An 18,159-nucleotide genomic window follows, 5' to 3' on the forward strand; every position below is an offset into this window, starting at 1 on the left:
TATTAAATTAAAATTTAGAAATATAACTCAAATTTGCTTGTAGTCCCCTTGTGTCTTGACTTGTTTGAAGTCCATCTAGTGACATTAAAAAAATATTATTTTTTGAAAATTTATACTCATAATTTAAACCTGCAGATAAACTTAATTCCTTTTTTAAATCATTATTCTGAGAGTAAGATCCTTTTACCCCATTTACATAAAAAACTTGTACATTTTCATCAAGTACAGATCTAGCATCAGCTATCCATGATAAATAAAAATTTGTTTTTTCATTATTTATTATTTCGTATTCATCACTTAAGGCTATTGAACCATTATAAATATCTTTGTCTTCCCATTTAAAATATGCACTTTCTTCGTGTGAGGGTGTGTATGAATAGCCAAAATTTAAACTTATATCTGGGGATAAATTACTTAGGCTTAAATCTGGAAATAAACTATTAAGGTTTGTCTTAGCTCCAATTAAAAACTCATAGTTTTCATATAAATCTGTAATATTTAACTCACCAGTTGCTGTTGTATTAGTTAAAATGTTTCTCTCACTTTTATTGTAATTTACTCCTCCTAATATAAATAAATCTGAGTTTGTATTAAAAATTTCAACTTCATTAAAATGTAATCCTGTTAAGAAACTAGTTTTATTAATATCATGGTCTTGGGAAATATTTAGTGAACCTCTCTCTATTGACACAATAAAATTTTTATTTTCTGATATAGGGTTGATGAAATTTACACCAACACTAGCTGTTTTACTGCCAAGTTTTAAAGTACTTTTATTTCCTTTTCTTTCATTAAATGAGGTGAATAATTCACCCCAAGCTATATCTTGATTTAAATATTCCTCAATTTTATTATAACGAATAAGAGACTTTCTCATATTTAAAGACTTATAACTTAGTGTTTCATCTAACATCTCATTACCGCCTTGACCAATTGATCCAGCTGAACCTTTAACAACTGGGTTGCCATCTAAATCTTCTAAGTCATAAGTTCCAGCTCCATCTATGTCATAGAAATAACCCTGACCAGCACCATGTTGTAATTTAATAGTGTGACCTGAACCTACTATACTAATTCTACCTATTACTTTTCCTTTATCTTTTAAATTTACCGTGACACCACTTCCAGCTAATCCAAGTGCGAAAGCATCAACACCAGCTTTATTTTCTATTGTACCACTATTTGTAAATGTTGCAGCTGATACTGAGGAAACAAAAACTGTTGATCCTCTTAAAGCATTGTCATAGTCATTATTATTATGGATGTGTCCTCCTGAATTATTTATTATAGTTATATTATCAGTGTCACTTTCAGATTTGACAGCATTACTAGATGTAAATCCTCTACTAACATCTTCTGCATAAATCTCTCCAGAATTATTTATTGTTACATTATTAGCTGTATCACCATCACTACTTCCTTCAGTAACAGTAATAGTATTAGTATTACTTTTAATAATACCTCCTGAATTATTTGTAATAGTGCTATTTTCAGCGTTCAGTAAGTTAATGGCTTTAGAATTACCGGCGCTGATAGTTCCTGAGTTAGTTACGGTTAAGCCTGATTGATTTTTTCCCTGAATTGCATTAGATGAAGAAGCACCATTAGAAAAAATTGAAGAGCCAGACTCAACTGTTACAGTTCCATTATCTTTTGCATTAATATCTACTGTTGATGATGAACTTGTTGATAAAGTGATAGAATCTGAAATTGTTAAAGATGTGTCATCTTCATTGAATTTTTTTTGAGTGGTATTGTTATTACTAGTACTATTTACAGTATTGGCTTCTGTTATATTTTCTGAATAGGCAGAACCCATAAGAAAAGAGCAAAATAAAAAAAAAGAATATAAAAGTAATTAAGCAATTTACTCCAAAACAAAATCATGGTGAAAAATACTCTATAAATTATGTTTTATTTGTACTTTTGTAATTTTATGTACCCATATTGGGTAATAAAAATGTAGGATTTATGTTAATTTTACTTATCTTTTGAACTTTCCTATTTTAAGTGTGGAATTAAGATTAGTTAATCTCAACAATTTGATTTGACTCAAAAATAGTTTGTTGAATATCTTTTTGAATAACAATTATCATTGCTTTTGCAACTGTCTCGGAATGAATAGGTTTCATTTTCTTTAAAGGACCTAAAAGCAACGGAGAAAGTAACTTAAATGCAAAAATACCTATTGTTTCACTTACTCTCTTTTCTTTTCTATTACCTATTAAAAAAGATGGTCTCATTATTCCAAGTTTTGGAAAATTAAGTTCTTTTAACCCTTCTTCAACTAGTCCTTTAAATCTTACATAGTCTCCTGAACTCTTGGGGTTTGCATACAATGCAGAAACAAAAATAAATGAGTTAACCAAATTTGATTTTGCAATTTTTGCAACTTCTTTAGGAATATCAAGTTCAACCTTTTTATATTCATCTTTATTGGGGGAATTTTTTTTAGTTGTACCAATACAAAAGAAACAGTCATCACCTTTGATGTCCTCTTTGTGATTTTGTAAGTTGTTAAAATCAGTCTTAATAATCTCTACTTTTGGATCGCTAATTTCAGGAACTGAGCGAACAAATAATTTTATCTTAGAGTAATTAGTATCCTTAATTAATTGATTAAGGAGGTGACCTCCAACCAAGCCTGATGACCCAAATAATAAAGCCGTTTTCATTATAACTAGACCTACTTTAAGGAACCTTCCAATATATATTTCAATATACGAAAAGCTTGTTTTTGATCTGATGCAACAGCAGCAGCTGAGCCATCCACTTCTTTAAGAGCATGTTGATGATCATCGTTATGAATAACAATCATAGATTTATTAAGTGCTGTAGCATAACCCGCGTCAAAAGCTGCATTCCATTGCTTAAATTTTTCTCCAAACTTAACAATAATTACATCACAATCTTGAATAGATTTCTTAGTTCGAATTGAATTGATATTAGCGCCTTTTCTATCTTTCCAAAAATTTTTTTCTTCGGCCCCTAGAATTTCTACACCACAATTATCAGAGGCTTCATGATCAGTTATGGGAGATGTAAATTTAACATCTAATTTCTCTTTTTCACAAAGTTGAATAATTTCTTCTCGCCAATTACTGTGAATTTCACCTGCTAAATATACACTCAACATTTATGTCTCCTTATTGCTTTTTTAGTTTAAATATCATTTTTTAATTTATTATAAAGTCTAATTTGCTTGTAACAAATTTTTACTAATCGGTTATATCTACATTGTGAAAAAGGGTAAATACATTAAAACTTTTAAACTGTTGCTTCCTTATTTGTGGCCTAAAAAAAGGAAAGATTTAAGGATACGAGTTAGTTTTGCAGTTGTTGCTTTAGTTTTAGCAAAAATAGCAAGCGTTAGTACTCCTTTAGTATTGGGTAGTGCGGTAAACTCTCTGACAGAATTAAGCTCAGGTATTAATTTATTTATGCTGGTACCAATAGCTTTAGTAGTTGGCTATGGTGTTACAAGAGTAATAGCTTTCACATTTGTTGAAATTAGAGATGCCTTATTTTCAAAAGTTTCCCAGCATTCTATTAGACAAATATCTTTGACAATGTTCCAACATCTTCACAATCTATCCTTACAATTTCATTTAAATAGACAAACAGGTGCACTAGCAAAATATATAGACAGAGGAACTAAAGGAATAGATTTTCTCCTAAGATATGTCTTGTTTAATATTGTGCCTACTTTCTTTGAAGTGTTCTTGGTTTCTGGGATTTTATTTTATCTATATGGCCCATGGTATGCTGTTGTAACACTTGTAACTATTGGCCTTTATTCTTTCTTAACTTTTAAGATTACTGAATGGAGAAATGTATTTAGAAAAAGAATGAACCAAGCTGATAACGATGTCAGCACTAAGATGATTGATAGTTTATTGAACTTTGAGACAGTTAAATATTTTAACAATGAGGCCTTTGAAGCTAATAGACTTGATCAATCATTAGAAGAATATGAGTTAGCAGCAAATCAAAGTAGACATTCTCTTTCACTATTAAACATAGCCCAAACATTTATCATAATGGTGGGTATTACTATTATGTTGGTGATGTCAGTTTATGGGATCAAAAGTGGAGAGATTAATATTGGTGGGTTTGTTGTAATTAATGCCTACATGCTCCAATTATATCAGCCATTGAATTGGTTGGGTTCTGTTTATAGAGAAATTAGGCAAGCACTAACTGATATGGAAAACATGTTTAGCTTATTAGAAGTTTCCCCAACAACGAATGATGATCTTGATGATATACCCCAAAGTAACGATGCAGAAATTAGATTTGAAAACATTAGTTTTGATTATGACGTAAGAAGAACTATCATTAAAAATATTTCATTTACTGTTCCTAATGGAAAAAAAGTAGCTATCGTAGGACCAACGGGTGCTGGTAAATCAACAATAAGTAGACTGTTATTCAAGTTTTATGATCCAAAAGAAGGAAATATTTTTATTAACAATACAAATGTAAATAAAATTTCTCAAAACTCTTTAAGAAAAATTATTGGTGTAGTCCCACAAGACACTGTCTTATTTAATGACACGATTTATTATAATATAGCTTACGGTAATACTGGTGCTACTAAAGAGGAAGTTATTAGTGCTGCACAAAATGCTGATATACATGATTTTATAACAATTTTACCGGATGGTTATGAAACAATTGTAGGAGAAAGAGGGTTGAAATTATCTGGTGGAGAGAAACAGAGAGTTGCTATTGCAAGAACTATTCTAAAAAATCCTAAAATATTTTTCTTTGATGAGGCGACATCTGCATTAGATACTAGTACAGAAAAAGAAATTCAAAAAAATCTAGAGAATGTCTCTAAAGGTAAAACAACTTTAATTATTGCTCACCGACTATCTACAGCTGCAAATGCTGATAATATTATTGTTCTTGATCAGGGTGCTATTATTGAACAAGGGACGCATGAGAGTTTATTACTAGAAAAAGGTAAATATTTTGAGATGTGGGGAAAGCAAAAACCTAGTTAAGACTTTTACAAAAAGAAGATATTTTTTCTAATGCTTTTTTAAGATTTTCCATAGAAGTTGCATAAGATATTCTAAAGAAACCCTCTAAACCAAATGCAGAACCTTGAACAACTGCAACACCACTATTTTCTAATAAAGACTGAACAAAATCAGTATCTGTCTTAAGCTCTTTACCGTTTGTATCTTTTTTTCCAATTAACCCTTTGCAGCTTGGAAAAACATAAAATGCTCCATCTGGATTTAAACATTCAATTCCGTCTATTTCATTTAATGCTTTAACAACAAAATTTCTTCTTTCTTGAAATGAAATTGCTCTCTCTTTTATAAAATCTTGAGTTCCATTTAATGCTTCAACCGCTGCAGCTTGACTAATTGAAGATGGATTTGTTGTTGATTGCGATTGTATTTTAGCAATTGCTTTAATAATTTCTTTAGGACCAGCCGCATACCCTATTCTCCAGCCAGTCATTGAGTAAGCTTTACTCACACCGTTCATTGTAAGAACTCTTTCTTTCAAGCTATCAATTTGTGCAATAGTAAAAAATTTAAAACCTTCGTATGTTACGTGCTCATAAATATCATCACTTAAAATATGCACGTGAGGATGTTTTGCTAAAACATCTGCGATTTCTTTAATATCACCTTCAGTATAACAAGCGCCTGTTGGATTTGATGGTGAATTTAATATTATCCACTTTGTTTTTGGTGTTATATATTTTTCTAATTCAGCTGGATTAATTTTAAATCCTTGTTTTTCATTACACTCTAAAATAATTGGAGTTCCACCTGCTAATAAAACCATGTCAGGATAAGAAACCCAATAAGGTGCAGGAACTATAACCTCATCCCCTTCATTTAGGGTTGCCATCATGGCATTATAAATTACATGTTTTCCACCAGCACCAACTGTGATTTGATCAGTTGTATAGTCTAGACTGTTTTCTCTTTTAAATTTTTTAACAATAGCATCTTTTAAGGCAGCAGTTCCATCAACGGCTGTATATTTGGTATCACCGTCATTAATGGCTTTTATAGCCGCTTGTTTGATATTATCTGGTGTATCAAAGTCAGGCTCTCCTGCTCCTAAACCTATAACGTCTTTTCCAGCAGCTTTTAACTCTCTTGCCTTTTGAGTTACAGCAATAGTTGGCGATGGTTTAATCTTTTTTAGACTGTCTGATATAATGCTCATTGAAATATATTTTTATTCTAATAGTTTTATAGATAATGCAAAATACTTATCAAGATTTAATTACAGATATACAGAGTAAAAATCCTGAAATTCACCAGAAACTAGAAGGTGGGAAAAAATTTAAACTTGTTACAGATTTTAAACCAGCAGGTGATCAGCCAGAAGCAATAAAACAACTAGTTAAGGGTGCAAATAAAGAAGAGTTAAACCAAGTTTTGCTTGGTGTAACAGGTTCTGGAAAAACTTTTACAATGGCCCAAGTAATTGAAAAAACTAATAGACCAGCTCTAATACTTGCTCCTAACAAAACACTAGCTGCACAGCTTTATGGAGAGATGAAATCTTTTTTTCCAGACAATGCTGTTGAGTATTTTGTATCTTATTATGATTACTATACACCTGAGGCTTATGTACCAAGGTCTGACACTTATATTGAAAAAGAAGCTTCCATTAATGAACAAATAGATAGAATGCGTCACTCAGCTACTAGATCACTATTAGAGAGAGATGATGTAATTATTGTTGCAAGTGTTTCTTGTATCTATGGTCTGGGTTCTGTTGAAGCGTACAGCAAGATGACGTTGAGTTTAAAGAAAGATTATGAATACAGCAGAGAGCAACTAATAAAAACTTTAGTAAATTTACAATACAAAAGAAATGATCAGAGTTTTTATAGAGGAACTTTTAGAGCTCGAGGAGAATATCTTGAAATATTTCCTTCACACTTTGAAGATAGAGCATGGAGATTAAGTTTATTTGGCGATAAATTAGAAAAAATAGAGGAATTTGATCCCTTAACAGGAGATCTAATTCAAGATTTAGATGTAATAAAAGTTTATGCTAATAGTCATTACATCACACCTAAACCAACTATTGAGCAAGCAATTATTAAAATTAAAAGAGAATTAGAAGTAACTTTAAAAAAATTCAAAGAACAAAATAAATTACTTGAAGCACAAAGATTAGAAGAAAGAGTTAAGTTTGATTTAGAGATGATAGAAGCAACAGGGTCTTGTGCTGGTATTGAAAACTATTCTCGTTTTTTATCTGGAAGAAAACCAGGGGAACCACCTCCCACTCTATTTGAATACTTTCCTGACAACACTCTTATTTTTGTAGATGAATGCCATGTAACAGTTCCTCAATTAAATGGTATGTACAAAGGAGACAGATCTAGAAAAAGTAATCTTGCCGAATATGGTTTTAGATTACCTTCTTGCATGGACAATAGACCTCTTAAATTTGAAGAATGGGATGCAATGAGAACACAAACAGTTTTTGTATCAGCAACACCAGGCCCTTGGGAATTAGAGCAAGTTAAGGGTAAATTTGTTGAACAAATAATAAGGCCTACTGGTCTAATTGATCCACCAGTTGAAATAAAACCCGCCAAAAATCAAGTTGATGACTTGATGCATGAATGCAAAAAAACAATCGACAAAAATTTTAGAGTATTGGTCACAACTTTAACAAAGAAAATGGCTGAAGACTTAACCGAATATTTTCACGAAAATGGAATTAGGGTTAGATATTTACACTCGGACATCGATACACTAGAGAGAATAGAAATCATGAGGGATTTAAGACTTGGTGTTTTTGATGTCTTAGTAGGAATTAACCTTTTAAGAGAAGGGCTAGATATTCCAGAATGTGCATTAGTTGGGATTTTAGATGCTGATAAAGAAGGATTTTTAAGATCCGAAACTTCTTTAGTTCAAACTATTGGAAGGGCTGCAAGAAACTTGGAAGGAAGAGTTATTCTTTATGCAGATAAAGAAACTAAAAGTATAAAAAAAGCTATACAGGAAACTGATAGAAGAAGGGCAATCCAAGTTGCCTATAATAAAAAGCATAATATTGATGCCGTCTCTATTAAGAAAGAAATCAGTGATGTGTTGCAGAATGTTTATGACAAGGATTATTTAAAAGTAGGTACTGGAGACAATATTGGTGGAAATTTAAAGAAACACTTAAAGATGCTCAACAAAAGAATGAAAGATGCAGCCACAAATCTTGAATTTGAAGAAGCTGGTAAAATTAGAGATGAAATAAGAAATTTAGAAGCATCAGAGTTAGAAATTGTTTTAAACCCAAAAATAAAACACTATAACCAAGAAAATAGAACATATCCAAAAGGTAGATCAACAATGGGCTTACCTGGTACAAGAGCACAAAAAGGTAAGAAAAAATGGAAGCAAACAAAATAATTATCACAGGAGCAGCAACAAGAATAGGTGCTGCTATTGCAAAGAAACTCTCAGGTCCAGGAGTTGAAATGGTAATTCATTACAATAGTTCTAAATCTGACGCTGAAAAATTACAAAAAGAATTATCAAAAAATAAAACAAAAGTTTATTTGGTAAAAGGTGACCTTGCCAAGGAACAAGATTTAAAAAAAATTATAAAATTCTCAAAGTTAAAATTAAAATACTTTGATTGTTTGGTCAATAATGCTTCATTGTTTGAAAATGACAGTCTTAAAAATTTTTCTTCTAAAAGCTGGAACCAGCATATTGATGTAAATTTAAAAGCACCCGCATATCTTACAAAAGAATTTTCAAAAAATACAAAAGGTAAAAATAACAATATTATAAACATAATTGATCAAAGAGTTTTTAAGTTAACTCCCTTTTTCTTTTCTTATACTTTAAGCAAAACTGGCCTTTATACTCTAACAAAAACTAGTGCTATGGAATTAGCTCCAAATATAAGGGTTAATGGAATTGCACCAGGACCTACTATAAAAAACAAAAGGCAAACTGACATGCATTTTAAAAAGCAGTACTTAGCAACCCCTTTAAAACAACAGGTAAATGTAAAAGACATATGTTCTGCTGTTGACTTTTTTATCAAAAACAGTTCAATTACAGGTCAAGTAATAGCAATAGATAGTGGACAAAGTTTAAACTGGCAAACACCAGATGTAATTGGAAAAGAATGAAAAAAAATAATTTAAATATTATTAAAATAGATAAAAATAAAAGTTTATTTAATTACGAAAAAAAAATTCTTATTAAAGAACTAACTTTAGATTTAAAGCTTGGTTATTATGATTTTGAAAAAGAAAAAACACAAAAAGTAAAATTTAGTTTAGAGATTGATTATGAAGATAGAAAACCAACAAATGACAAAGATATTAAATCAATTGTTAATTATGGTCAGGTTGTAAAATTAATTACAAAACTTGCAAAAAAGAAGCATTATAATTTTTTAGAAACACTGGCTGAAGATGTTTTTGATGTATTGTTTAAAGATAAACGAATTGGAAAAATTATGCTTCAAATTGAAAAATTAGAAATTATAAAAGAATGTGCCTCTGTTGGTATCCAAATTACCAAAAAAAGAAGTCATGAAAAGCTCTGAATTAGGCAAAGACGTAATTAGAAAAGAGCTTCCATTAATTCCTAAAAGTCCTGGAGTTTATCGAATGCTTGATCACAAGGATGTGATTTTATATGTAGGTAAAGCAAAAAACCTACCCAATAGATTGAAGAGTTATGTGGCTGAAAAAAATCATATCATCAGAACAGCAAGGATGCTCTCTCAAACTTTTAAGTTAGAGATAACGACTACTGCGAATGAAAGTGAAGCACTTCTTTTAGAGGCTAATTTAATCAAAAAATATAAACCTAAATTCAATATATTGCTTAAAGACGACAAGTCTTTTCCCTTTGTTTTCATCAGCAATAAAGACCAATGGGCACAAGTTACAAAACATAGGGGGAAAAAAGATAAAGAAGGATTTTACTTTGGGCCGTTTGCTTCAGCAGGAACTGCAAATTGGACAATTAAGATGCTTCAAAAAATATTTCAAATTCGTGTTTGTGATGATAGCACTTTCAAGAATAGAAAAAGACCCTGCATACTTTATCAAATAAAAAGATGTTCAGGTCCTTGTGTGGATTATATTGATAAGGAAGATTATAAAAAATCAGTAGATCAGGCAATTCAGTTTGTATCGGGTAAATCAAGAGACATACAAAAAAACCTATCTAAACAAATGGAGGAAGCAAGTGAAAAACTTGATTTTGAAAGAGCTTCTATTTTTAGAGATAGAATTAAATCCTTAAATATAATTCAATCATCACAAAGAATTAATGAAGCAAATTTAATTGATGCTGATGTAATTGCTGCCTATAAAGAATCTGGTAAAACTTGCATTCAGGTATTTTTTTATAGGTCTAAACAAAATTGGGGCAACCAAGCTTATTTTCCAAAACACGATCCTGATCAGGACGTATCTGAAATAATGTCTTCCTTCTTGATGCAGTTTTATGAAAATAAAAATGTTCCAAAATTAATAATTATTAATACAGAAATTGAGGACAAGAAATTAATTGAAGAAACTTTAAGCAAAAAAGAAAGTAGCACAATCTCTATTAATGTAGCAAAAAAAGGTACCAAAGCTAAAGTCATTGCTATGGCAGAAAAAAATGCCAAAGAGTCACTTAATAGAAAAATTTATGAAACAAATAATAATAAAAATTTATTTGATAGTGTGACTAAAAAATTTGATCTTAAAAATGGTCTAAACTTGGTTGAGGTTTACGATAATAGCCATATCTCAGGAACAAATAGTGTAGGTGCTATGATTACTTTTGGAAATGAAGGATTTGTTAAAAAAAGATATAGAAAATTTGACATCAAGACAAAGGGTGCTGAACAAGACGATTTTGCAATGTTAAAAGAAGTTCTTACAAGAAGATTTAAAAGAGCAATGTTAGAAAAGGGAAATTATTTAACTCTCCCTGATTTGATATTAATTGATGGTGGTAAAGGCCAATATTCATCTGCCAAAGAAGTATTGGATGAATTTGGTTTACACGATCTTCCTATGATTGCTATTGCTAAGGGTAAATTAAGAAATAGTGGAGATGAAACTTTTTTCTATAAGGGCAAATCATTTAAATTTGATAAGAATGACCCCACCCTCTTTTTTATGCAGAGACTACGTGATGAAGCACATAGATTTGCCATCACCTCTCATAGGGCAAAAAGAGCAAAAGGAATTACAAAATCATTATTAGATCAAATTGATGGTATTGGATCTATTAGAAAAAGAGCACTATTAAACCATTTTGGTTCCGCTAGAGCGGTAGAATCCGCAAGTTTTGATGAGATTAAATCAGTTGAAGGTGTTGAGGAAAAAGTTGCAAAAAAGATATATAACTTTTTTCACGAATAATTATGCTTAAAAAAATTCCAAATATTTTAACAATTGGTAGAATTATAATTGTACCCTTTTTTGTTCTGGCATTTTATTTGCCAGGCTTTTACGGTGATTTAACCGCATGCGTATTATTTGTGATTGCCTCATTTACTGATTTTTTGGATGGAATGTTGGCAAGAATGATGGGCGAAGAGTCTAAGTTAGGTGAATTACTTGATCCTATAGCAGATAAAATCATTGTTGCTACTGCACTTATATTATTGGTTATGAGTGGAACAATTAAACATTACGAAGTTATTGCTGCAATTATAATACTTACAAGAGAAATTCTAATTTCAGGCTTAAGAGAGTTTTTAGCTAGAGGGCAAATTAAATTACCCGTAACTAATTTAGCAAAATTAAAAACTTTTTTACAAATGGTTGCCATAGCTCTTTTACTGACGGGTGAAACTGGTAATAAAATTTTAAACTTTCAGGATTATAATGCACAAACTATTGGTATAATCCTGCTTTGGCTTTCAGCATTTTTAACTCTATATACCGGTTATGAATATTTAAGAAAAGGCATTGACCATGCAATATCTGAGGATAATAAAAAGTAAATAATCTATTTTTTTCTTACTAAAGCTTGATAACTTTCGTTTAAATCAATTATAGTTTCACAAACCTTGAATAGATTATCTGCAATACACGATACTGGTGTTACTTCTGCAGCTGACCCAGTTAAAAAACAACCAACAAAATCTTTTAGCTCTTCTGGTTTAATTTTTCTCTCATTAATTTTAATTCCTTTGGATTTTGCAATCTCAATAACAGTTCTTCTTGTTATTCCATCTAAAAAACAATCTGGAATTGGAGTGTGTATTTCTCCATTTTTATCTTTAAAAAAAATATTTGCTCCAGTTGCTTCTGCAATATTTTCTTCATGATCCAGCATTAAGGAATCTGTATAACCTTGCTGTTCTGCTTCATGTTTTGACAGAGTGTTGATCATATATAAGCCAGATGCTTTTGTATCCCACGGTATTGTATTTGGTGCTGGCTTTCTCCAGTTTGAAATATTTAATTTAATCCCATTAACTTTTAATTTTGGATCAAAATAAGAACCCCAATCCCAAGTTGCTACAGCAACATGAATTTTTGTTTGTTGTGCAGAGATTGCCATCATTTCACTGCCTCTCCAGGCCATTGGTCTTACATAACCATCTTTTATATTTTGAACTGAAATAATTTTATTACATGCATCATTTATTTCTGTTTCTGAATATGGCATTGTAATTCCCATTCTTTTAGCTGAATAAAAAAGCCTTGTAGTATGTTCTTCTAATTTGAATATTGATCCGTCATAAACTCTTTCTCCTTCAAAAACACAACTTGCGTAATGAAGTCCATGGTTTAAAATGTGAATTTTAGCATCAGCCCAATCAACAAGCTCATTATTATACCAAATTTTACCAGATCTTTTATCGTAGGGTATCATGTGTGAATTAATTTAATTTTTTTTTAAAATTATCTTTGTATCTATAATATGTCAATATAACTTACCTATAATGAAAGAACTTTTATATTTAAAAGATACTCAGTTAAAAGAATTAATAGAAAGGCTATTTATAAGCTACAGAGAGTCTTTTGCCGATGCTAAGAGCATACTGGACAAATACTCTATTGGGATAGCACATCATAAGGTACTTCACCTGCTTTCGATGTATAAAGGAATTACAATTTCAGAGCTACTGAAAAAACTTAAGGTTACAAAACAAAGCTTAAATAGAGTTTTAAAAGATTTAATTAAACTTAATGTTATTTTTTTTCAAAAAGGACAGCAAGATACAAGAACTAAACATATTTTTTTAAATGAGAAAGGTGAAAAAATTTTTGAAGAAGTATTTTCAGCTCAAAAAAAAAGAATTTGCAATGCTCTTTTAAATTCAAACTCTGATCAAGTTATTAACTTTGATACTGTTTTAAAAAAGATAATCAATGAATAACTTTATAGCTCATATTTTAGTTGTTGATGATGATGATGGGATTAGATCTTTGGTAAAAAAATATCTTAATGAAAATAACTTTTTAGTTACCACTTCAGATAGTGCTGAAAATGCTTTGGAAAAGGTTTCAATTATTAAATTTGATTTAATTGTTTTAGATGTGATGATGCCTGGGAAAAGTGGATTAGAGTTTATCAAAGATAATAAATCAAAAATTGATACACCTATAATTCTTTTAACAGCAAAGGGAGAGGCAGAGGATAGAGTTGGAGGATTAGAAGTTGGTGCCGATGATTATTTACCAAAACCTTTTGAGCCTAAAGAACTCATATTAAGAATAAAAAATATTCTTAATAAAACTAAAAAAAATAATCAAAAAAGAATTATTGAGTTTGGAAATGTTAAAATTAATCTAAATAAGCTTTTAATTATTAAAAAAGAAAATGAATTCAAAATAAATAATACTGAAAAAATTATCTTAGAGAGAATGATCAATAATCCTGGTAAAACATTTTCTAGAGAGGATATTGGAAAAATGATTGATCTAGAAAAAGAAAGATCTATAGATGTTATAATTACACGTTTAAGAAAAAAAATTGAAACTGATCCAAAAAACCCAAAATACTTACAAACATTAAGAGGAGCTGGCTATGTCTTATGGATTGAGTAAATTTATAAAAAATTTGTTACCTCGAAGATTATTTTATAGAGCTTTATTAATTGTAGCAGTGCCTATTATTGTCTTGCAATTAATTATAACTATTGTTTTTTTTGACAGTCTTTGGATTAAAACTAATAAAGGGATGACACGTGCTTTAGTTGGTGAAATGAAAACTTTTATTACTGCTTACGATAATGATAAATATAATAATAATGATTTATCTGGTCTTTTTTCAATTTATTTAGATCTCAACGTTGAGTACAAAAATGACCAATTATTTAAGAGGCCTCTTAAAGAGAGATGGTTTAGTCCAATTGATAGAACTTTAAGGAGAGAGTTAAAGTCAAATATTGGTGTAAATAACTATTGGTTTGATACAATAACTTATCAAGATCTTATTCATATAAATATAAAACATTTAGATGGTTATTTTGAATTTTTTATTCCAAAAGATAGAGTAGCAAGCACTTCTGCAAGATTGTTTGGACTGTGGATAACTCTTCCAGCATTACTGATGATAACTATAGCAATAATATTTTTAAAAAATCAAACAAGACCAATAGTTAATCTTGCAAAAGCTGCTGAGAGATTTGGTAGAGGTGAAAACATTGATGAATATAGACCTTCTGGTGCATTAGAGATAAGACAAGCAGGCTTAGAATTTGATAAAATGAGAAAAAGAATCATGAGGCACCTCAATCAAAGATCTGAAATGCTATCAGGGATTAGCCATGATCTAAGAACACCATTAACAAGACTTAAGCTTCAACTATCCTTTATAAAAGACGAGGAGTTATCCAAAAAAATGTCTTTAGATATTGATGAAATGGAAAAAATGCTTAATGAATATTTGCAATTTACTAGCTCGTCTTATTTAGAAAAAAATGAAACTTTTGACATCTCAGAGTTAATTAAAAGTACAATCAATAAGTATAGTAATAGCAATATTTCGACAAAACTAATTCCTAGAGCTTACATGCATGGTAGAAAAAATTTAATCCAAAGATCCTTAAACAACATAATTGATAATTCTATTAAATATGCAGATAAAATAAACCTTGGACTATCAAAAAAGAATAATAATATAATAATCACTATTGATGATGATGGCCTTGGCATTCCTGAAAATGAATACCAAAATGTTTTTAAACCTTTTTATAAACTTGATAAAAGTAGAGGGAATTCAAGATCTAGTGTTGGCCTGGGATTATCCATTACATCGGATATCATAAAATCACATGGAGGAAATATTATTCTAGAAAAATCTCCGCTTAATGGATTGAGAGTTAAGGTTTTTTTACCCCTGTAGTTCTTTTTTTTAACTTATTTTTTTCTAACTTTTCTATTTTTTTTTCAAGATTTTCAACTCTTTTAATCAAAATATCAGTTTCTTCTTTACTTGTTAACTTCATTTTAAAAACTACCTCATCTCTTTTAGATTTCAAAATATTAAAAAGTTCAGAACTAAGATCTTTTGAGGAAATTATGCCTTGTTCAAAAAGTTTGCCAAGCTTATCAATAATAAATTTAGAATTTTTCATATTTAAGATATAGTTTATAAGTATTATTTAAAATGTTCATTAATAATTTTGACCCAGTTGCTTTTCAGATTATGTCGCTTGAAATTAGATGGTATTCTTTAGCCTATATATTGGGAATTATAATTGGCTGGTCTTTATGTAAAAAAATATTCATTAAAAATTCAGATATACGTGAAAAATTCGACGATTATATAACCTATTTGATTATTGGAATAATTTTAGGTGGAAGATTGGGATACGTAATATTTTATAACTTTAATTATTATTCACATAACATCCTAGATGTTTTTAAAATATGGCAAGGTGGAATGTCATTTCACGGTGGTTTACTGGGCATAATTCTTTCAAGCATAATTTTTGCTAAAAAAAATAATCAAGATCCATTTGAGTATATGGATCATGTGTCATTAGTAGCTCCTATTGGAATTTTTTTTGGAAGATTGGCTAATTTTATTAATTCAGAACTCTATGGAAAAACTACAGAAGTCTTGTGGTCAGTTACATTTACTAAAGTAGATAATTTACCAAGACATCCATCACAATTATATGAGGCAGTTTTAGAGGGTGTTATTTTATTTTTAATACTTTTGTACTTTAGAAGAAAAAATTATTTAAGAAAACCTGGTTTAATTTCAGGATTATTTTTAATTTTCTATTCAATATTTAGATTCTTTGTTGAGTTTTTTAGAGTGCCAGATGAACAGCTGGGTTACTTAATTTTTAATTTATCTATGGGTCAAATTATTAGTTTGATGTTTGTAACAATTGGAACAATTCTATTTTATATCAAAAATGAAAATAAATAGAGAATCTAGCCTACCCTTAGATAAATTCATTGAATTTGCTCTTTACGACAAAGATAACGGTTATTACATGAAAAAAAACCCTTTTGGAAAAGAGGGAGATTTTATTACTGCACCAAATATTACAAGGCTTTTTTCTGAAATAATTGCTATTTGGGTTATAACTTTTTGGAAAAGTATTGGTTCGCCAAAAAAATTCAATCTATTAGAACTGGGTGCGGGAAATGGTGAGATGATGAAGGTGATAATTGCAACACTAAAAAGTTTTCCAGAATGCGCTAATAGTTGTAATTTTCAAATACATGAAAAAAGTATCTTTTTAACTAATCAACAACAACAAAATTTAAAATCTGATGATGTAACCTGGGTTGACGATATTAATAAAACTAATTCAAATCCAACAATATTTTTAGCTAATGAATTCTTTGATGCTCTACCAATTAAACAGTTTTTTAGAAAAAAAAAACTGGTTTGAAAGATTTGTAGATTTAAAAGAAATCGACAAAGCAAATTTTAAAGAACACATAACAGATATTAAGAAGATTGAAAAAAACTTAAATTTTGAAATTTCAAAAAATCAAGACATTATCGAATATTCACCACTCTCTTTCAAATATTTAAAAAATATTTGCAACATAATTAAAAAAAATGATGGAGGAATATTAGTAATTGATTATGGATATTTGAATTCAAAAATGCATGAAACTTTACAAGCTGTGAATAATCATAAATATTCTAATGTTTTGGAGGAAATTGGAGACTCTGATATAACTTATAATATTAATTTTAATTTATTTGAAAAATTTGTTGCTCAATTTACTGATTTAGATTCTATTATTAGTAATCAAAAAAAATTTTTAACTAGTATGGGAATAGTTCAAAGGGCAGAAATTATAAGTGAAAATATACCTTTTTCAAAAAAATCAGACTTATTTTACCGTATTAGACGTCTTATAGATGAAAAACAAATGGGTGAGCTATTTAAAGTTATGCTGATAAAAAAAACAAAAAATAAATTTAAGACAGGCTTTGAAATTGATTAAATCAAAAAAACTATTAAGAATAAAAGATTTAAAACACGGCTTTTTTAATAGTGTTGGTGGCAAATCAAAAGATATTTATAAGAGCTTAAATTGTGGCCCAGGCTCAAAAGATAATAAATTAAATATTAAAAAAAACTTACAAATAGTAAGAAAAAATATTAGCAAAAAAGCAAAAAATATTTTTTTACTTCATCAATTCCATAGTAATAAATTCATTTATATTGATGACAAATATAACAATAAAAGAAAGCCTAAAGCTGACGCAGTAATAACTAATCAAAAATATTTACCGATTGCAGTTTTAACAGCTGATTGTGCTCCAATATTAATTTATGACAGCAAGATGAAAATGGTAGCAGCAATTCATGCAGGCTGGAGGGGAGCTTATAAAGATATTGTAAAAAAAGTTGTTAAATTTATGATTAAAAAAGGTTGTTTCCAAAAAAATATTACTGCTGCTATAGGTCCATGTATTTCAAGTAATAACTATGAGGTTAAAAAAGACTTTACAAAAAAATTTATTAAAAAAGACAAAAAAAATACGATTTTTTTTAAAAAGATTAAGAATAAAAATTATTTTAGTTTAAATAAATATATCTACTTTCAATTAAAGAGCTTAAATATAAAGAAAATTGATATTATTGATAAAGATACGTTTAATATCAAAAATAAATTTTTTAGCGCTAGAAGATCTATTAGCCACAATGAGAGTGATTATGGTAGAAATATTTCAATAATTATGATTAATTGAT

17 protein-coding genes and 1 pseudogene are annotated in these 18,159 nt (G+C 29.4%); 12 read left to right on the forward strand and 6 right to left on the reverse strand.

Features of this window, described 5'->3' with window-relative positions:
- Window positions 1–7 precede the first annotated feature (7 nt).
- From AC5YGA_RS05275 to AC5YGA_RS05285, 3 genes are all read right to left on the reverse strand, one after another.
- Complete coding sequence (locus AC5YGA_RS05275) at window positions 8–1,819, reverse strand: hypothetical protein (RefSeq protein ID WP_415308083.1); 1,812 nt, start codon at window positions 1,817–1,819, stop codon at window positions 8–10.
- A 205-nt stretch (window positions 1,820–2,024) separates the two neighbouring features.
- Window positions 2,025–2,675: an NAD(P)H-binding protein gene (locus AC5YGA_RS05280; protein WP_415308084.1), complete on the reverse strand. Its 651-nt coding sequence runs from the start codon at window positions 2,673–2,675 to the stop codon at window positions 2,025–2,027.
- Between the two features lie 11 nt (window positions 2,676–2,686).
- On the reverse strand, window positions 2,687–3,136 hold the full coding sequence (locus tag AC5YGA_RS05285; RefSeq protein ID WP_271483063.1) for a YtoQ family protein: 450 nt from the start codon (window positions 3,134–3,136) through the stop codon (window positions 2,687–2,689).
- Window positions 3,137–3,239: 103 nt separating this feature from the next.
- Between AC5YGA_RS05285 and AC5YGA_RS05290 the strand changes: the two genes are divergently transcribed.
- The gene (locus AC5YGA_RS05290; RefSeq protein ID WP_415308085.1) at window positions 3,240–5,009 is read left to right on the forward strand and encodes an ABCB family ABC transporter ATP-binding protein/permease; all 1,770 of its coding nucleotides are present in this window, start codon (window positions 3,240–3,242) and stop codon (window positions 5,007–5,009) included.
- Here AC5YGA_RS05290 and AC5YGA_RS05295 read toward each other — a convergent pair.
- Window positions 5,002–6,201 carry a pyridoxal phosphate-dependent aminotransferase gene (locus tag AC5YGA_RS05295; RefSeq protein WP_415308086.1) on the reverse strand — a complete coding sequence of 400 codons (1,200 nt, stop codon included), beginning with the start codon at window positions 6,199–6,201 and terminating at the stop codon, window positions 5,002–5,004. The two genes, AC5YGA_RS05290 and AC5YGA_RS05295, sit on opposite strands and share 8 nt — an antisense overlap.
- A gap of 35 nt (window positions 6,202–6,236) precedes the next feature.
- Between AC5YGA_RS05295 and uvrB the strand changes: the two genes are divergently transcribed.
- From uvrB to pgsA, 5 genes are read left to right on the forward strand one after another with little or no spacing between them, the layout of a single operon-like run.
- Window positions 6,237–8,408 carry an excinuclease ABC subunit UvrB gene (gene uvrB, locus AC5YGA_RS05300; RefSeq protein WP_415278012.1) on the forward strand — a complete coding sequence of 724 codons (2,172 nt, stop codon included), beginning with the start codon at window positions 6,237–6,239 and terminating at the stop codon, window positions 8,406–8,408.
- Entirely contained in the window at window positions 8,390–9,142 is a 753-nt protein-coding gene (locus tag AC5YGA_RS05305; RefSeq protein ID WP_415308087.1) for an SDR family oxidoreductase, read from the forward strand. The genes uvrB and AC5YGA_RS05305 overlap by 19 nt, the downstream gene beginning before the upstream one ends.
- Window positions 9,139–9,564 (forward strand): dihydroneopterin aldolase, encoded by a 426-nt coding sequence (locus tag AC5YGA_RS05310; protein WP_415308088.1) that lies wholly within the window; start codon window positions 9,139–9,141, stop codon window positions 9,562–9,564. The genes AC5YGA_RS05305 and AC5YGA_RS05310 overlap by 4 nt, the downstream gene beginning before the upstream one ends.
- Window positions 9,551–11,386, forward strand: a complete 1,836-nt coding sequence (uvrC, locus tag AC5YGA_RS05315; RefSeq protein WP_415308089.1) for an excinuclease ABC subunit UvrC — start codon at window positions 9,551–9,553, stop codon at window positions 11,384–11,386. The genes AC5YGA_RS05310 and uvrC overlap by 14 nt, the downstream gene beginning before the upstream one ends.
- Window positions 11,387–11,388: 2 nt before the next feature.
- The gene (pgsA, locus tag AC5YGA_RS05320; protein ID WP_271511643.1) at window positions 11,389–11,973 is read left to right on the forward strand and encodes a CDP-diacylglycerol--glycerol-3-phosphate 3-phosphatidyltransferase; all 585 of its coding nucleotides are present in this window, start codon (window positions 11,389–11,391) and stop codon (window positions 11,971–11,973) included.
- 5 nt (window positions 11,974–11,978) lie between these two features.
- Here the strand turns inward: pgsA and AC5YGA_RS05325 are convergent, their stop codons facing one another.
- Entirely contained in the window at window positions 11,979–12,851 is an 873-nt protein-coding gene (locus AC5YGA_RS05325) for a branched-chain amino acid aminotransferase (protein WP_415308090.1), read from the reverse strand.
- A 70-nt stretch (window positions 12,852–12,921) separates the two neighbouring features.
- Between AC5YGA_RS05325 and AC5YGA_RS05330 the strand changes: the two genes are divergently transcribed.
- From AC5YGA_RS05330 to AC5YGA_RS05340, 3 genes are read left to right on the forward strand one after another with little or no spacing between them, the layout of a single operon-like run.
- Entirely contained in the window at window positions 12,922–13,359 is a 438-nt protein-coding gene (locus tag AC5YGA_RS05330) for a MarR family winged helix-turn-helix transcriptional regulator (protein WP_415308091.1), read from the forward strand.
- Window positions 13,352–14,029 (forward strand): response regulator, encoded by a 678-nt coding sequence (locus tag AC5YGA_RS05335; protein WP_415308092.1) that lies wholly within the window; start codon window positions 13,352–13,354, stop codon window positions 14,027–14,029. The genes AC5YGA_RS05330 and AC5YGA_RS05335 overlap by 8 nt, the downstream gene beginning before the upstream one ends.
- Window positions 14,022–15,329 (forward strand): ATP-binding protein, encoded by a 1,308-nt coding sequence (locus tag AC5YGA_RS05340; RefSeq protein WP_496169985.1) that lies wholly within the window; start codon window positions 14,022–14,024, stop codon window positions 15,327–15,329. The genes AC5YGA_RS05335 and AC5YGA_RS05340 overlap by 8 nt, the downstream gene beginning before the upstream one ends.
- Here the strand turns inward: AC5YGA_RS05340 and AC5YGA_RS05345 are convergent.
- Entirely contained in the window at window positions 15,307–15,561 is a 255-nt protein-coding gene (locus AC5YGA_RS05345) for a hypothetical protein (protein ID WP_415308094.1), read from the reverse strand. The two genes, AC5YGA_RS05340 and AC5YGA_RS05345, sit on opposite strands and share 23 nt — an antisense overlap.
- Before the next feature lie 32 nt (window positions 15,562–15,593).
- Here AC5YGA_RS05345 and lgt point away from each other — a divergent pair, with 32 nt between their 5' ends.
- The 3 genes and pseudogenes from lgt to pgeF all read left to right on the forward strand — a co-directional run bounded on the left by lgt (window position 15,594) and on the right by pgeF (window position 18,158).
- The gene (lgt, locus tag AC5YGA_RS05350) at window positions 15,594–16,367 is read left to right on the forward strand and encodes a prolipoprotein diacylglyceryl transferase (protein ID WP_415308095.1); all 774 of its coding nucleotides are present in this window, start codon (window positions 15,594–15,596) and stop codon (window positions 16,365–16,367) included.
- 67 nt (window positions 16,368–16,434) lie between these two features.
- Window positions 16,435–17,407 (forward strand): annotated as a pseudogene (locus AC5YGA_RS05355) (SAM-dependent methyltransferase).
- A complete protein-coding gene (gene pgeF, locus AC5YGA_RS05360; protein WP_415308096.1) occupies window positions 17,400–18,158 on the forward strand; it encodes a peptidoglycan editing factor PgeF in 759 nt (252 codons plus the stop codon). The pseudogene AC5YGA_RS05355 and the gene pgeF overlap by 8 nt, the downstream one beginning before the upstream one ends.
- Window position 18,159 lies beyond the last annotated feature (1 nt).

It is taken from the genome of Candidatus Pelagibacter sp. uisw_091 (assembly GCF_059512525.1).

Coding starts and splice junctions, on each gene's coding strand:
- AC5YGA_RS05345 (WP_415308094.1), bottom strand. CDS start 15,561: ATGAAAAATTCTAAATTTATTATTGATAAGCTTGGCAAACTTTTTGAA.
- uvrB (WP_415278012.1), top strand. CDS start 6,237: ATGCAAAATACTTATCAAGATTTAATTACAGATATACAGAGTAAAAAT.
- AC5YGA_RS05325 (WP_415308090.1), bottom strand. CDS start 12,851: ATGATACCCTACGATAAAAGATCTGGTAAAATTTGGTATAATAATGAG.
- lgt (WP_415308095.1), top strand. CDS start 15,594: ATGTTCATTAATAATTTTGACCCAGTTGCTTTTCAGATTATGTCGCTT.
- AC5YGA_RS05330 (WP_415308091.1), top strand. CDS start 12,922: ATGAAAGAACTTTTATATTTAAAAGATACTCAGTTAAAAGAATTAATA.
- AC5YGA_RS05295 (WP_415308086.1), bottom strand. CDS start 6,201: ATGAGCATTATATCAGACAGTCTAAAAAAGATTAAACCATCGCCAACT.
- AC5YGA_RS05335 (WP_415308092.1), top strand. CDS start 13,352: ATGAATAACTTTATAGCTCATATTTTAGTTGTTGATGATGATGATGGG.
- pgsA (WP_271511643.1), top strand. CDS start 11,389: ATGCTTAAAAAAATTCCAAATATTTTAACAATTGGTAGAATTATAATT.
- AC5YGA_RS05280 (WP_415308084.1), bottom strand. CDS start 2,675: ATGAAAACGGCTTTATTATTTGGGTCATCAGGCTTGGTTGGAGGTCAC.
- AC5YGA_RS05285 (WP_271483063.1), bottom strand. CDS start 3,136: ATGTTGAGTGTATATTTAGCAGGTGAAATTCACAGTAATTGGCGAGAA.
- uvrC (WP_415308089.1), top strand. CDS start 9,551: ATGAAAAGCTCTGAATTAGGCAAAGACGTAATTAGAAAAGAGCTTCCA.
- AC5YGA_RS05310 (WP_415308088.1), top strand. CDS start 9,139: ATGAAAAAAAATAATTTAAATATTATTAAAATAGATAAAAATAAAAGT.
- AC5YGA_RS05305 (WP_415308087.1), top strand. CDS start 8,390: ATGGAAGCAAACAAAATAATTATCACAGGAGCAGCAACAAGAATAGGT.
- AC5YGA_RS05275 (WP_415308083.1), bottom strand. CDS start 1,819: ATGGGTTCTGCCTATTCAGAAAATATAACAGAAGCCAATACTGTAAAT.